The sequence below is a fragment of the Methanomethylovorans hollandica DSM 15978 genome (genome assembly GCF_000328665.1).
In the GTDB taxonomy this organism is placed as follows: Archaea; Halobacteriota; Methanosarcinia; order Methanosarcinales; family Methanosarcinaceae; genus Methanomethylovorans; species Methanomethylovorans hollandica.
Map to the genome: position 1 here is coordinate 786,083 of NC_019977.1, position 15,129 is coordinate 801,211.

At 43.6% G+C, this 15,129-nt stretch carries 11 protein-coding genes and 1 pseudogene; 4 read left to right on the top strand and 8 right to left on the bottom strand.

The genetic code is table 11. The features are described 5' to 3' along the window. Positions 1–7 precede the first annotated feature (7 nt). Positions 8–1,399: a methanol--corrinoid protein co-methyltransferase MtaB gene (mtaB, locus tag METHO_RS03765; RefSeq protein WP_015324191.1), complete on the top strand. Its 1,392-nt coding sequence runs from the start codon at positions 8–10 to the stop codon at positions 1,397–1,399. 273 nt (positions 1,400–1,672) lie between these two features. Here mtaB and mtaA read toward each other — a convergent pair whose 3' ends face one another. From mtaA to METHO_RS03780, 3 genes are all read right to left on the bottom strand, one after another. Next, complete coding sequence (gene mtaA / locus METHO_RS03770; protein WP_015324192.1) at positions 1,673–2,692, bottom strand: methylcobamide:CoM methyltransferase MtaA; 1,020 nt, start codon at positions 2,690–2,692, stop codon at positions 1,673–1,675. Between the two features lie 175 nt (positions 2,693–2,867). Beyond that, the gene (locus tag METHO_RS03775; RefSeq protein ID WP_015324193.1) at positions 2,868–5,699 is read right to left on the bottom strand and encodes a DEAD/DEAH box helicase; all 2,832 of its coding nucleotides are present in this window, start codon (positions 5,697–5,699) and stop codon (positions 2,868–2,870) included. Next, positions 5,696–6,529 carry a metallophosphoesterase gene (locus METHO_RS03780; protein ID WP_015324194.1) on the bottom strand — a complete coding sequence of 278 codons (834 nt, stop codon included), beginning with the start codon at positions 6,527–6,529 and terminating at the stop codon, positions 5,696–5,698. The genes METHO_RS03775 and METHO_RS03780 overlap by 4 nt, the downstream gene beginning before the upstream one ends. A gap of 145 nt (positions 6,530–6,674) precedes the next feature. Between METHO_RS03780 and METHO_RS03785 the strand changes: the two genes are divergently transcribed. Then, the gene (locus METHO_RS03785) at positions 6,675–7,625 is read left to right on the top strand and encodes a deoxyhypusine synthase (RefSeq protein ID WP_015324195.1); all 951 of its coding nucleotides are present in this window, start codon (positions 6,675–6,677) and stop codon (positions 7,623–7,625) included. 23 nt (positions 7,626–7,648) lie between these two features. After that, positions 7,649–8,308: an orotidine-5'-phosphate decarboxylase gene (gene pyrF / locus METHO_RS03790; protein WP_015324196.1), complete on the top strand. Its 660-nt coding sequence runs from the start codon at positions 7,649–7,651 to the stop codon at positions 8,306–8,308. A 77-nt stretch (positions 8,309–8,385) separates the two neighbouring features. On the opposite strand, the gene METHO_RS03795 is transcribed toward pyrF, so the two are convergent. From METHO_RS03795 to METHO_RS14375, 5 genes and pseudogenes are all read right to left on the bottom strand, one after another. Then, positions 8,386–9,279, bottom strand: a complete 894-nt coding sequence (locus METHO_RS03795) for a Ppx/GppA phosphatase family protein (RefSeq protein WP_015324197.1) — start codon at positions 9,277–9,279, stop codon at positions 8,386–8,388. After that, on the bottom strand, positions 9,276–11,357 hold the full coding sequence (gene ppk1 / locus METHO_RS03800) for a polyphosphate kinase 1 (protein ID WP_015324198.1): 2,082 nt from the start codon (positions 11,355–11,357) through the stop codon (positions 9,276–9,278). The genes METHO_RS03795 and ppk1 overlap by 4 nt, the downstream gene beginning before the upstream one ends. Before the next feature lie 203 nt (positions 11,358–11,560). Next, positions 11,561–13,366 (bottom strand): CHAD domain-containing protein, encoded by a 1,806-nt coding sequence (locus METHO_RS03805; RefSeq protein WP_172635182.1) that lies wholly within the window; start codon positions 13,364–13,366, stop codon positions 11,561–11,563. A gap of 82 nt (positions 13,367–13,448) precedes the next feature. After that, complete coding sequence (locus tag METHO_RS14370) at positions 13,449–13,559, bottom strand: 4Fe-4S binding protein (RefSeq protein ID WP_216594314.1); 111 nt, start codon at positions 13,557–13,559, stop codon at positions 13,449–13,451. After that, positions 13,552–13,638: pseudogene (locus tag METHO_RS14375) on the bottom strand (4Fe-4S binding protein); the annotation flags it as partial. The pseudogene METHO_RS14375 and the gene METHO_RS14370, both read right to left, overlap by 8 nt. Before the next feature lie 166 nt (positions 13,639–13,804). On the opposite strand from METHO_RS14375, the gene METHO_RS03810 reads away from it, so the two are divergent. Then, entirely contained in the window at positions 13,805–15,109 is a 1,305-nt protein-coding gene (locus tag METHO_RS03810) for an MgtC/SapB family protein (RefSeq protein ID WP_015324200.1), read from the top strand. Positions 15,110–15,129: the final 20 nt, after the last annotated feature.

Here is a 15,129-nt window from a genome sequence, read left to right on the forward strand (position 1 = left end):
GACAATAATGACAGTAAAAAGATACACTGAAATGGCATACAGCAAGGCCGATGACATGCTCTTCGGTAACGCAAAGCACCCTGTAAAGGCAAAGTTAGGTTTGGAAGTCGGCGCCGGTTATGTTACAGCCGAGGTTAACTATGCACCAAGGCCAGAGGCCGGACAGAGCAAAGAGAAACTGGTTTCTGAATACCGCAGACTTACCACTGACATAATGGCCAGGGCTGTACAGATTGGTTTCCCATCTATCTCACTTGAGACAGAACACGTGCAGCAGATGACTAACAACCCCTCATGGGGAGGCGAAATTGCTCACGTCCAGAAGACCATTCTCGAAGAATATTATGAAGAGTATGGCATAAAGTGCGGTCTCAGGCACACCCCCGGTGACATCCGTGAAGAGCGTGACTACCTTGCACTGATTGGTCCAAAGTATGACTTACTTATGGAATCCTTCGAAGCAGTTGCAGAAGGCGGAGCAGACTTCCTGTCCATTGAGACAATGGGTGGAAAAGAAGTTCTCGACTATGCGATCCTGAGAAACGATGTACCAGGCCTGATCTACTCTATCGGATGTCTTGGATCCCTCGACATGACCATGATCTGGCAGGACATTGCCAAGATCGCCCAGAAGAAGGGTGTAATCCCTGCTGGTGACACGGACTGTTCACAGGCAAACACTGCAATGTTCATTGCAGGCGGACTGCTTGACAAGAACCTTGCTCACACTCTGGCAATCATTGCAAGGACAATCTCTGCATCAAGGACACTCTGTGGATATGAAGCAGGGGCAAAGGGCCCAGGTAAGGACTGTGGATATGAGAACACTATTGTAAAGTCCATAGCTGGTGTACCAATAGCTCAGGAAGGAAAGTCAGCAACATGTGCACACGCTGATGTCATGGGTAACCTGACAATGCAGTGCTGTGACTTCTGGTCCAACGAGTCTGTTGAATACCACGGTGAGTTCGGTGGTACCTCAGTCCAGTGCTGGGCACAGACCCTGAGCATGGATGCAGCCCTCATGAACGTTGCACTCAACACCGGAAACGGCAAGATGCTCCGTGACATGATGTGTCTGTCCGACAAGTACAGAGATCCACAGGGATACGTTCTCGCATACGACAACGCATGGAAGGTTGGTGACGCAATTGCCAAGAACGGTAACGATCTGTACCTCCGTGCAAAGGCCGCTGCAGTTGAGACCGTGAAGATCCTGAATGCCTCAAAGGCCGAGGGTAAGCTCCAGATGTCCCGCTTCGAGACAAATGCACTTGCAGACGCAGAGAAGGCAATCAATGCACTCACTGACGAGTCCGACAAGTTCATGAGCGACATGCTCGCCCTGTACAAGTCTGAAGTAAAAGTATTCAAACCAGAAGAGAACTACAAGTTCTAAACTTGAGTTCCTTTCTTTTTTTCTTTTTTGTCTATAGCAATTATCCTATAGCTTATGTTTTAAAGATATAATTCATAGATTCTAAAAAGTTTTATAAAAATCACTTGTCATCAATATTCTTATAAGAAGCACTTATCAGGCCAGCCGCAGGACCTGAAATGATAAACTCTATTGAAAGAGAAGAATATTTAAAATCGCATGGGATTTATTCAAAGAATATATCTAAAAAAAGAAAAGGTATGTGGCCACAGTGGCCACATTGATAAAAATAGTTTACTTGTAGTATTCGTTCCTTGCTTCGACCATTGCCTTAAGGTTGGCAACAGGTGTGTCCGGCGCGATACCGCAGCCTGGTGCAAGTACATCTACTCCTGCCTTAAGAGCATCTGTGGCTGCTTCCTTCACCTTATCAGGTGTTGCTCCAAGCAGAATGAAGGGGCTTGACACATTTCCACAAATGGCTACTTTGCCAGCAACCTTTGCCTTTGCGCCTGCCATGTCCTTTACCTTCTCTTCGATACTAATGGCCACGAAGCCACAGTCTGCCATTGCGGGGATAATTGGAGTTACATCACCGCAGATGTGGAGGATCATTGGAACCTTTACAGCTGCTGCGAACTTTTGGAGCCTTGGCTTAAGATCTGCTTCAAAGGCAGCTGGTGGCATGAGGTCAGGAGAAGCTACTGGGTCTGGTACACTGATAGCATCTGCACCAGCATCTGCCAGAGCATTTGCGTATGCAATGCATGCTTCAGTTGCGAAGTCGAGTATAGCATTGTATGAAGCTTTGTCCTTTAGGGACCATTTCATGAACCTCTTAACACCGCAGAGGTCTGATGCAAGGGTGATAGGTCCTTCCATACCTGCTATTACAGGGACCTTTCCGTCTGTTTTCTCCTTAAGTATCTTCATTGCTTCCAGCACAGCAGGGATCCTGCCCTGTTCAAGGAGATTCTCAGGCATCTTCAGGTTTTCAACACTGTCAGGGTATGGGTGTGCTGTAACAGATGGCTGTCTGTTCTTTGTACCCATGTTGACCTCACAGCCCATTGCCTGAGCAAGAACTGTAAGACAGTATGGTGCCCTTACGCCCTCAAGGCCACATTCCTCGTATGAGGCGTATGCGAGTGCTGCCATAAGCTTTGCGTCGCTGTGTGCCTCTGGCCATGCAGCTCCTGTTTTGTCCATGAGCTCGACAATAGCGGTCTGTGTAACTGACAGAACTGGAACTTTGTCGACTTCCTCACATTTCAATGCTTTTAAAAACCTTTCCTTCATGTTTAAGTCGCTCATAATTAATCCTTCTCTCCAATTAAAGAGTTAGTCACCTGAATTTGCAATACATCGAATATAAAACTATTGGGAATAGCGCTTTATACTAGGTTAAATACATTTCTGTTCAAAATTACATACTATGTTTGTAAAACCCGTTTTCTTTCCATGTGATAAGAGCATTTAAATACAATTCTCAATCCCAGAATTTCTTAGTTTTGGCATAGTTGCGCTCCGCTCCCATAATATCTCTATAGAAGTCTTCTTCATCAGGCCTGTTTTTCTGTATGATACGGGAAGCTATTTCAGGACCCACACCTCTGGAAGCAAGTGCAATAACAGCTTTTTTTCCATGTGACCTTACAAAATTAGCATTCCTATATACTCTTTTTATACGTTTTATTTCTTCATCGGAAGCAGATCCACCATGTTTCTTTACAAGTTTGATCTCTTCATCTTCCCATGGCTTGAGGGCAGCCACCATTTTTGATCCGCATACAGGGCATATGATATCATCCGGTACATTCATCACTTTTCGGTGAGATACCCATTTTTTACAGTGTATGCAGAATAATATTATGCTGTCTTGCATAATACGTTCCTTGAGGGCAAGAACTATCGATCTGTCTGCTTTTTCCGGAGCTACCAGATCACGTTTCATCGAGAATCCTGATGAACCGATGGGTGTTGAGACACTGATCACGATTTTGATCTCACCTGAAGATATCTGTGATAAAACCCCGCGGGCAGAATCCACATCCAGCATATCATGCAGGATCTCCCGGACCACCTCGTCATACATAGAAGTACCTTTGTATATCTCTAAAAGTTTTTTCATGCTGATCCTGTCATAATCCAGATCTTTGCTAAGCGCTCCGAACTTCCTTGCAACATGCACCATTTTCCACTTCATAAGAGACGTGTTCTTGAGGGTCATCTCTATGATTGGTTCAATGTGGTCAGGCCCAACATCAAGCAACATTGACCTGATGTCATCAGGTTTCAGCCTCCGTGGTCCTTGGAGTCGTATACGGTAGGGGTCCACTTCCTGTGCCACACTGCTTCCAAAACGTGCTGCAAGCAATGCCGTCAGTACTTTGGCTAAAGTTTCATTGGTGTTATGCCCAAAGCAAGCATTAATGATCACCGCATCATCATCGCTTTCAATAACCAATGTTTTATCATCCGGCACTTTAAGCCCGACAGCCACATGTTCAGCCACAAGCGAGATCAACTCTGAAGCACCTGCCATGTCAACGTGGTACTTGCGCATAATATCTTCTGCTATTTTTTCTGGTTGCATGTCCTGAATAAGTGAATCCCGGATGAAAGCCCGCAGCTTTCCAACTGCCTGAGCTACATCAAAAGGCACAGGTATTTCCTCACCCACCCAGCTGGGTATCTCACCCTTGGCTTTGACAGGTTCTACTTTTATCCTGTTCTTTTCATTGTCTATATCAACTACTTTCCACATGTCACCCTTGGTGATGAACACAGCACCAGGAGTCGCGGAAGTAATAACAAAAGCTTCGTCCAGCATTCCTACCGGCCTGCCGGAAACCATATCTAATACCTCGTATTTTCTCTCATCGGGTATCATGGAGAGATTCTCATAATAATACTGCCAGCTCTTGCGCCGCCTTCCCAGTATGCTTGATCCTTCTTCCCTCCACACCAGCCTGTATTCTGTTACCTGTTCCACAACCCTTTCCAGTTCCTGCAGGGTCAGATCACGGAAAGGATATGCTCTTTTGAAGATCGAATGCAGGCGTGAAATATCAAGTTCTCCGAAATCAAGTACCATCCCGGATATCTGGTTGGCCAGCACATCCAGAGCCCCGGTCTGTACTGATATCTTTTCAGCCTTTCCTTCAAAAGCGTACATTACGATCATCATGCTTTCCGCAACATCATCCTGTCCAACTGCAAGAATAGTTCCTCTGGAGATCTCATGTATCCTGTGACCTGCACGTCCTACCCTTTGTAAAAGCCGGGAAACCTGTCTTGGAGATCCATACTGCACAACATGGTCCACCTTGCCGATATCAATTCCAAGTTCCATGGAAGATGTACATATAAGGCCTTTTATATCTCCTGCTTTGAAGGATTCCTCAGCTTCGATACGCGCTTCCACAGACAGGGATCCATGATGCACTCCTATGGACTCGCCCATTATCCTGAAACCCGATGCCAAAGCTTCCGCACTTTGTCTCGTATTGACGAAAATAAGAGTTGACTCGTGCTTTTGTACTATATCACGGATACATCTCAGATGTGCAGCAAACTCAATATCACATCCGACCATCTGAGAGATCTTCATGTCCTCCGCTGCTATCTGCGGACGTACCACATTGAATTCCAGGAGTTTGGACATGATGACCTGTAAGACCACTACATTTCTCTTTGATCCTGCAAGGAACCGTGCAACTTCTTCGGGATTACCTACAGTTGCGGAAAGCCCCACTCTCTGGAACTCACCTGCGAACTCCACCAGTCTTTCAAGACCTATAGCAAGCTGTGCTCCTCTTTTTGAAGCTGCCAGCTCATGGATCTCGTCCACAACTACATGTTTCACATATCCCAGACTTTCCCGCAGCAGCCTGCCTGTGAACATTGCCTGTAAGGTTTCAGGCGTCGTGATCAAAAAATCCGGTGGTCTGCGCGACTGTTTTTGCCGTTCGTTACGTGGGGTATCCCCGTGGCGGACCTGCACATCGATACCCAACTCCCTGCCCCACCATTGTATGCGTGAGAGCATGTCCCTGTTCAATGCCCTCAGGGGTGTAATGTACAGAGCAGATATGCCCTTTCTTTCTTCAAGGGATCTTGCGAGGATGCTATTAAAGATCGGCAGTACTGCAGATTCTGTTTTTCCTGAACCTGTGGGAGCTATTAGAAAAGTGTGTTCTCCTTTTAGTATATGGGGGAAGGCTTTTTCCTGGGGTTCCGTAGGTGCCTTAAATCCAAGTTCCATCAAAGTCTCCTGAATTTTAGGATCAAAATCATCGAACATATTCCCAAAGCTCATCTGCGTCCCTTTTCCTTTCTTTTACGTTCTTTTTTCGGACCATTCAATTTGCGCACATGTTTCAAAAGCCCAAGCTTTGTGCCATCCAGCAGGTATATTTCTGCATTATCCAGTTCCACTCCCCCGGATGAAAAAATCGGACCTAACAGGTCATCTTCCAGTGACTCGTTGAATGCAACGCCTCCGCACAGCTCGTTGAAAGATGGTACAATGAATACTCTCGGATCTTTCCATCCCTCACTCAGGTCCATGCTACTGTAATGTGCCTGTAATGCCTCTTTTTTCAGCCGGGTGCGCACCCAGGCAGGCTCCACTACCGCATGACCTAGGGGGTCTGTGAAACGGATCGTAGGATGGTTGTGGGCTGTAATGATATATTCAGCTTCAAGCAGTTCGGGAGCTGGCCAGGTATGACCGTGGAAGTAGCCCACACCGTCTATAACAGCACCTCTGGAAGAATGCAACTGCACATCCTTTCCTTCAGGGAGGAGGAACTCTATGCCTGCATCATGATTACCAGGAAGGATATCCACATGCGTGTGTTCTGCCAGGGTGCTCAGGAAATAGGGTAGTTCATCTCTTTCCTGCCAGGAGATCTGAGGCACATTGTGTTTGACGTCTCCAAGCAGTATTATCCTGTCAGGATCTACAGATCCTATATACCCCAGAATGCGGTCAAGTCCTTTTTGCATACGGCTGGGTATGGAAAAACCGCTGGCATACAGGTCCCATTCTATTCCCAGGTGTATATCGGCTATCACCAGCGAGCTCACTTCATTTTCTACAACGAGTGTAGGTTCATTGAATATGGGTTTGATATCTATTGTCATTTTTGCGTAAGAGATGTTTTGCTTTGAATATGGCAATAATGCATTTTAAATTGTGCATGTATGAGTAAAATATATGAGTAGAATATATATGAAGAAACCTTAAAACACATGAGTGTCGTAAAAGTACAAAAAGAAGGGCTTTTAAATGGATCATCATTCAATAGAAAAAAGTCTTCAGTGTCCTATAAACCAGACCAGGGTCACCGCTGGTATGAGTGTGGACGAACTGATGCATGCGCTGGATGGCTGTGCTTTTGGAGCAGGCAGGATAGCTGATGCAGTAAACATCTATCACGAGATGTTAAGTAACAAGAGCACCAGTTTCTTCGGACTTGCCGGAGCTATGGTGCCAGCCGGCATGAGGGCCATAGTAGCTGATCTAATAAGGGATGGCTACATAGATGTACTAGTTACTACAGGGGCAAATATGGTGCATGAAGTGGTGGAATCCATGGGTCTGCACCATTACAAAGGTACCGAGCAAACAGATGATCTGGAACTCAAGCATCAGGAGATCAATCGTATCTATGATGTATTCCTGCCCGAGCATCATTTCACGGATTTTGAAGAGAAGATGCAGGCCATATTCTCTGATATAGGGGACAAGACCATATCCATCAGGGAATTCATGACACATATCGGCAATAACATCGATGATAAGAATTCCATATTACGTACTGCTGCGGACATGAACGTGCCTGTGTATTGCCCTGCCATACAGGATTCTATGATAGGGCTGCAAGCCTGGCTGTACAAACAGATGCATACTCTTAATGTAGATGCCTTCGCTGATATGAGGGAGATGATCGATATCTGCTATGAAGCAAAAAACCCGGGTGCATTGCTGATCGGCGGTGGGGTTCCCAAGAACTACATTTTCCAATCCATGCTTGTGACCCATCAGGAATTCGAATATGCTATACAGCTCACCATGGACACCCCTCAGACCGGAGGTTTGAGTGGTGCCACACTTGACGAAGCGCGGTCTTGGGGTAAGTTAAGTGAAAATGCCCGTTCGGTCACGGTCCACTCTGATGCGACTATTACTTTGCCTCTGCTTGTGGCAGCTGTAAGGAGCAGGCTGGCTAAAGCTTAGAGATGACATAGAAAGTGATATACATGATAAAGGATACACGACTCATACTTGCCCTGGATGTTACGGACAGACATCAGGCACTTAAAATATCTCAGGATGTAAAAGGCTATGTGGATGCTATCAAGATAGGCTATCCTCTTGTCCTGGCAACGGGCAAAGACATCATAGGTGAAATTGCAGAAATGGTGCCCGTGATAGCAGATTTCAAAGTGGCCGACATACCTAATACCGATCGTCTGATCTGTGAGCAGGTGTTTAGTGCAGGGGCAAATGCATTGATTGTGCATGGTTTCACTGGCTCTGACAGCCTTAAGACGTGTGTGGAAGTTGCTGAAGTGCATGGAGCCGATATATATGTCGTTACTGAGATGAGCCATCCCGGAGCCCTTGATTTTATGCAAAAGGTCGCAGAGGATATGGCGCAGCTGGCATCAAATGCAAAGGTCGCAGGAGTTGTTGCACCTGCTACACGTCCGGAACGTGTGCAGAAGATCCGCAGTATTATCGGAAATGATATAGCCATCATATCTCCGGGTGTGGGTGTCCAGGGTGGCAGCGCTGCCGATGCCATCAAAGCCGGAGCTGACTGGGTAATTGTCGGCAGGAGCATCTATCTGGCCGATGACCCAAAAAAAGCAGCTATGGAGATAGCAAAAGAGATCAAGGATGCAATCGATCAATAATAATGTGTGCCTGTGATGAGCTTGTTTTCTGAACAGTGATGAACCCTATGAGTCCTGAGGCACACTTTTTTTAGTGATCATACAAAAGTCTGTTTGTGTTTATTGTACAACATGTGAATGATACCATCTGCCAGTCCCATTTGCGGCACGAACATTTCAGTAGTGTCACTCCATTTCATCACTGACAGGTATATTTTTGCTGCGTGGACTATTACATCTGCCCTGTCAGGCCGTATTCTCAGTTCTGATATGCGCTGTTCAATTGTGAAAGAATAAATAAATTTATATAATTTTTTTAGGTTGTTGTATTCAATTGGTTTACCATCTTTATTTTTGGACATATTGAATAGAAAATTTATGTTACCGCCACTTCCTATTGTGGATATTGGATGATAGCGGGAAGAAATATGTTTCACCCACAGCTTCATATCTTCCCAATCTCTCCTGGTAACCAATCCTTCTTGTATGCGTATGCTGCCAATGTCAAAAGACCGGCATTCCATTATCCTGTGTTCATTAAAAACTATTATTTCGGTGCTGCCACCGCCAACATCCACATACATGTGGCATGCATTGTTGTTGTCATCAGCCAGCCTTTCGACATGGTTATAGTAAATGATCTCTGCTTCCCTTTTTCCACTGATGATGGAAAGCTCGATCCCGCTTCTTTTGCGGATAAGTTCAACTATCTCTCTGCTGTTGCTGGATTCCCGCATAGCTGATGTGGCACATGCCATATAATCTGTAGGTTCGAAAGCATCCATCAAATGCCTGAAGCCCGTCATTGTCTTGATAAGTTGCTGGGCTTTTTCTTCTGATATCCTTTTGTGAGGGAACGCATCTTCTCCCAGGCGGATAGGCATTCTTAAAAGAGCAACTTTTTCATACACAGGCTGCACACTCTCTTCTTCTACCCTTGCAAGCAAAAGCCTGACAGCATTTGAACCTACGTCTATGGCAGCAAATTTCATGGTACTTCACCTGTTTTGGAAGCTTTGTCACTGAAGAATGTATACAGTTCGTCCTGCGATCTTCTAATACCACTTGAACGTTTCCTTTTCACATACCTGTTATTCTGGTCTTTATCAATGATACGTGCCTTAGTATTATCAGCAAATTGGATCTCCATGAACTTTTTAAGTTCTTCCTGTATCGAAGGATCATATATCGGTATCGCGACTTCTACTCGCCTGTCAAGGTTACGCACCATCCAGTCTGCAGAGGAAATGAAATATCTCTCATCACCACCATTACAAAAAATAAATACGCGTGAATGCTCCAGATATTTATCTACTATGCTTGTTATCTCTATGTTCTCACTGAGTCCTTTGATTCCGGGTATAAGAGAACATATACCCCTTGTTACCATTCTGATCTTGACACCTGCCTGGCTGGCATTGTACAGTTTTTCTATCATCCTGCGGTCCACAAGATTGTTCATCTTCAGGTAAATATAAGCCTTTTTTCCGGCTCTGGCATTCCTTATTTCATCATTGATCAGCCTGTAGATCTTGTTACGCATGTAGTGAGGTGCAACTATGAGGTGGTCATAACTGATATGCTTGTATGTATGCTCAAAGAAATCGAAAATATGTTTTACTTCGCTGGTTATGGCAGGATTGGATGTAAGCAATGCATGATCACTATAAACGTGGGCAGTAGACTCGTTAAAATTACCCGTGCCTATACATGCGTATGTCACAGGGATATCATTTTCTATCCTTGTGATCTTACAGAGCTTGGCATGTACCTTCAGTCCCGGGACGCCGTCTATAATTGTAGCACCTGCTTCTTCCAGTTTTTGTGTCCAGAAGATATTTGCCATTTCATCGAAACGCGCCTGCAGCTCGATGACCACTGTTACGGATTTACCGTTCTTCACAGCATTGATGAGGGCGTTCACCACATTTGAGTTCTTAGCTACTCTATAGAGCGTCATCTTAATGGTGGTGACATTCGGGTCAATGGCCGCTTCTCTTAACAGATCGATCATATGATTGAAAGAATGGTAGGGGTAACAAAGCATTACATCTTTACTGCGTATTGCTTCCATAATGCTGCGGTTAACTGGAAGATCAGGATGTCTTATAGGCTTATTTTTTTCATATAACAGGGAGCTTTCACCTACTTCCGGGAAGTTTATGAAGTCCCGTGCATTGTGGTATCTTCCGCCGGGAACTATATTTTCAAAGTTTTTCATTTTCAGGCCATCAAGTATGATGTTCAGCAGGTCTTCCGGCATTTCCCTGTCATATACAAATCTCACAGGTTCTCCTCTTTCTCTTTGCTTGAGACCTTCGGAGATCTTTTCAAAAAAGCTTTTCATAACATCATCTTCTATATCAAGTTCAGCATCCCTGGTCAGTTTGATGGTGTACGCAGTTATGGAATCATAATCAAATATAGAGAAAATGTTCGTGAGGCCGAAACGTATGACATCATCCAGCATTATTACATGATTAGTGCCAGAGTCCGATGGTAACGGAAGAAAGCGGGGTAGTACATCTGCAGGCACTTCTATCAGGGCGTAGTTGAAGTCCTGCGGGTCCCGATATTTATACATTGCGACTGCCAGATATATGGCCTGGTTCTTAAGATAAGGGAATTTTTTAAGTTCCCGGAACATGATAGGTACAAGCCTGGGACGCACTTTGGAAATGAAGTATTCCCTTACGAACTCCTGCTGCTGCAGAGTAAGTTCAGTTTCATTTATAATGAATATATTCGCTTTTTGCAGCTCATTCTCTATCTCTGTGAATACCTCATCGAACTTGTCTCTAAGCTGCAATACCCTTTTATGGATCATTTTCATTGTTTTTTTTGGTGAATCTCCTATCGTTTCACTGGATTTCACGCCTGCATCTATCATTCTCTGGACAGTCCCCACTCTCACACTGAAGAATTCATCCTGGTTCGACGAGAAAATACCCAGGAACTTCAGGCGTTCCAGTAATGGTAATGAAGGATCTGCTGCCTCCTGCAATACCCTTTCATTGAAGGAAAGCCAGCTCATTTCACGGTTAACATATTTTTTTAATTTTTCCACCATCTAGATCACAATGTATATTTTAAATTACATTTAAATATTACAGTTATAATATACTCCACCACCCGAGCATAATTTCATGGACTGTAATCCTAAAGGATATTCCCACAAAATATTAGTTCCCTTATAATTACATTTTATACTTATTAGCAATAGCTCTACATACATGTATATATTTTCTATATTATTCTGGAATGAATACCGTTTCAATTGTGGTATAGTTCAGCTATTACATTTGAGAACCTTACTCCGAAATCAGTTTCCATTACTTTTGTCCATACTTCCGGGAAAGATTCAAGTAGCTCTGTTATCTCTTTTCTGCGATAAGCAAGATAATTTTCAACTCCAGGGTCAATTATTATCTGCTCTCCTACTGATTTCCTGCCTTCTGTGTAGTCCCACTTCCCATATTTCAGATAGTTTTCCAGTAGTTCCATTGCAACTACTGCATCATGGATATCGCCAAGAACATCCTGCAGTTCTTTAAGGTCTTTAATAAGGCTTTTTGTTTCCTCTCCAAGAACTTCATCGAAGAATTCCAGTGTGTATCTCAAAATCTTTATATCTATGCGCAAAGCATGTAACATCTCAAAGGAAGGTTCATCTTCGCGTACCAGATCATCGTAGGCTCGCACTTTAGAGAGCTCATTATACAATAGAGGAGGAAGTACATCCCTTACTCTGTGGGGCAGGGGTCTGCCATCCCTGTCTACCAGTGATTCTTCCCATTGCCCCTCCTTTTCCAGTATTTTTGTGAAATTGAGCTTGAACTTATCATATTTAGTACTGTCAAGATGTAACAGCATAAGTCCTCTTGCCTTGTCTCTTTCTATCAGAAGAGTTCCAACAAGTTCGTCCAGTTCCGAAGTTCTATCTTCGGGAAGCGATCCGGTATAGTGTTGTATCTTTTCCATGAACACATCCAGGTCGCGGACAGCTCCAAGGGATCTGCGGGTATCTTTTATGTTCCTGAAAATAGGCTTCATAGTATTCATATCCAGATGACCGTTGAACACCTGCAACACAGAACGCATGCGCATGGCTGCGACACGCATATCGTGTAACTCTTCTATATCCTTACCCAGCATTGTGCCACGTTCATGTTTGAGCATTCTTCCAAAATGGAATCTCAGGATCTTGTGGGCAGCTTCTTTCATGTGGTCATCTTTTCTTATATCAGTTCTTTTCATTGAAAAGAAGCTTTTACTTTTTGTTACAGCAGTAGCACTCTTTGTACCAGTTTCAGTTATTATTTCAAAAGTGTCTGTAGTCCCATTTGTTTCTATAGTTCCACTTGTTTCCGGGTCAATGTCCATCATTGTTTCCGGGAACATAGTTTCCGGGATATTTCCGGAAGATGAACCAGTTTCACAGATTTTTCCTTTTTCCTTATCATCCTGGATAATGTCATTGTTAATTATGTATATCTCATTTTCATTATCAGTAGAGTTCCAGCTTGCATAGCTATCTTCAGGATATAATATCCGGGATACCATCATACTACTGATAACTGCTACTAATTGGCTCTCACCGGCATACATGGTGTTCCCGGTTTCAATATCTTGCGGCTCGGATCCGCTCTCTGCAGGCATCGATGTATTTCCGGATTGTTGCAGCATGATATTGAACAATAACAGGAGTATCCCTGCTGTATAAGTGAGTACTACATATGCCACTTTAGGATAGAACCAGTCTTCAGGGTAAAGGATTATAAAACCAAGTACACCGGAAATTGATAGTAAGGAGCCGCAAGCTAAAAAAAAACCGGAGCTCCCTTTCCATGGAAATTTTGTGTTAAGGCCAAGTAGGATGACTAGTATCCCCGATCCTGCAAGTCCCAGGGATACAAGGATCTTTCCAGGTTCAGAAAATCGATTCATGTTCTCCAACATTGCATATGTGATAGCAGATGCAATTAAGATCAAGCCGGCAGCGATCATAAAAAGCGCAGGAGCTTTTTGATTATTCTTTTTCCCCTCTCTATCCATACATATCCCTATGTTTCCTGACAATTAAAGTTTTTTGCATGCATTTGTGCTTTTTCATTTTCTTGTGCAATGACCTTATGTTCGTTTCCACATCAAGTTCCACTTTTTACTTATCCTTCAGTACGGCATGTACAGGGCAGACTTTCACACATTTGCCACAGTAAATAACATGTCTGGTCTTCAATAACTGCTTTACCTTTGGACATATAGATCGCATCTAATGGGCATTTCTTAACACACTTCTTACAAGCAATGCATTCCTTCTTTAATACCCAAGGTGTATTGTACCTCTTAATTAATGCAGCAGATAAAGAAAATGCCCTTAGAAATCATATCTCTTGTGATACTGTTTCTTACTCCCCATCAATGTAATTTCTGCTTAGCAAATAAAAATCTATAGAAAATATATTATATATAGAGCATAAGATCTATTATTATTCTAAATATGTATAAGAAGGAATTATGCAAATAATCGACATAATTAATAATATTGGACTTGACCCTTTTCTTGTAACTTTTTTCAAGAAACTGGGAGTTTCTCTCATGATAGGGATACTCATCGGGATTGAACGCGAGCACTGGAGGACCAGCAAAAAGATCTATGCAGGGGTAAGAACCTTTACCATTACATGTCTTATCGGCATGCTAGCCACATTCATGCAACCTTATGTTTCCTTTGACATACTTCTTATAACTACTATCTTTATGTTTTCTTCCTGCGTTCTTATAATCTACTCAGTGAACATAGTCTATGGTCGTTCCGGCCTCACAAGCGCTATTGCTCTCTTTTTTACATACCTTTTAGGCATCCTTGTAGGCAGTGGCATGTTCCTGGTGCCAATAGTTTCTGCTGTTGTCCTCACATTTGTCCTAATTGAGAAAAAACCATTGCATGCATTAGCGGAGCACCTTTCTGAAAAAGATATCTCTGGAGCACTGAAATTCCTCGCAGTGGTTTTCGTCCTATATCCCATAGTACCTGCAGAACCCTTATATGATGTGCTGAATCTCAAATCCGCCATCCTCATCGTTGTCCTCGTGTCTTCCATCAGTTTTGTAAACTATCTATCTCTCAAAAAAATGGGTTCCAAAGGAGGTATAGCTTATTCCGGGCTTCTGGGAGGTCTGGTCAGCAGTGAAGCTACCATTGTAGCACTCGCAAACATCTCACGCAGGAGGATCAACCTCACAGAGAATATATACATGGGCTCCATGCTGGCGGTCATATCTATGCTTATCAGGGACATTGTCATAGCTATCATTGTGGACACCAGCGGTAGAACTGCATTACTTATGCTTCCTCCCTTCTTGATAATGGGACTTGTCACAGTGATGCTTGTACTCTTTGAAAGGCAGAAGATAGAAGTCACCCAGGAAACACTTGAGATTGGATCACCCTTTGCCTTGGGCCCTGCTTTTAAGTTTGGTTTGATCTTCGCTCTTTTCCTTTTACTGGCAAACACCACCAACAATTTCGCCGGATCCATAGGCACCTATGCTACAGCTTTGGGAGGTATAGTAAGCAGTGCAGCAGTTATTGCATCTGTGACATCTCTTGCACTTGGTGGTAATATCTCCTATCAGACTGCTGCTGAAACTGCAGTAATGGCAAGTATTATAAGCACATTGACAAAGCCTGTATTTATAAAAATAACTGGTTCCAAGGAGTTGTTCAGCAGATCCCTGAAACCTTTCATATTGATAGTTATTACCGGAAGCTTAGCCCTCATAGCCTGGAGCATATTCCAGCCTGGGTTATTAAGATAAAGCAAAATTTCAAAGGAGAT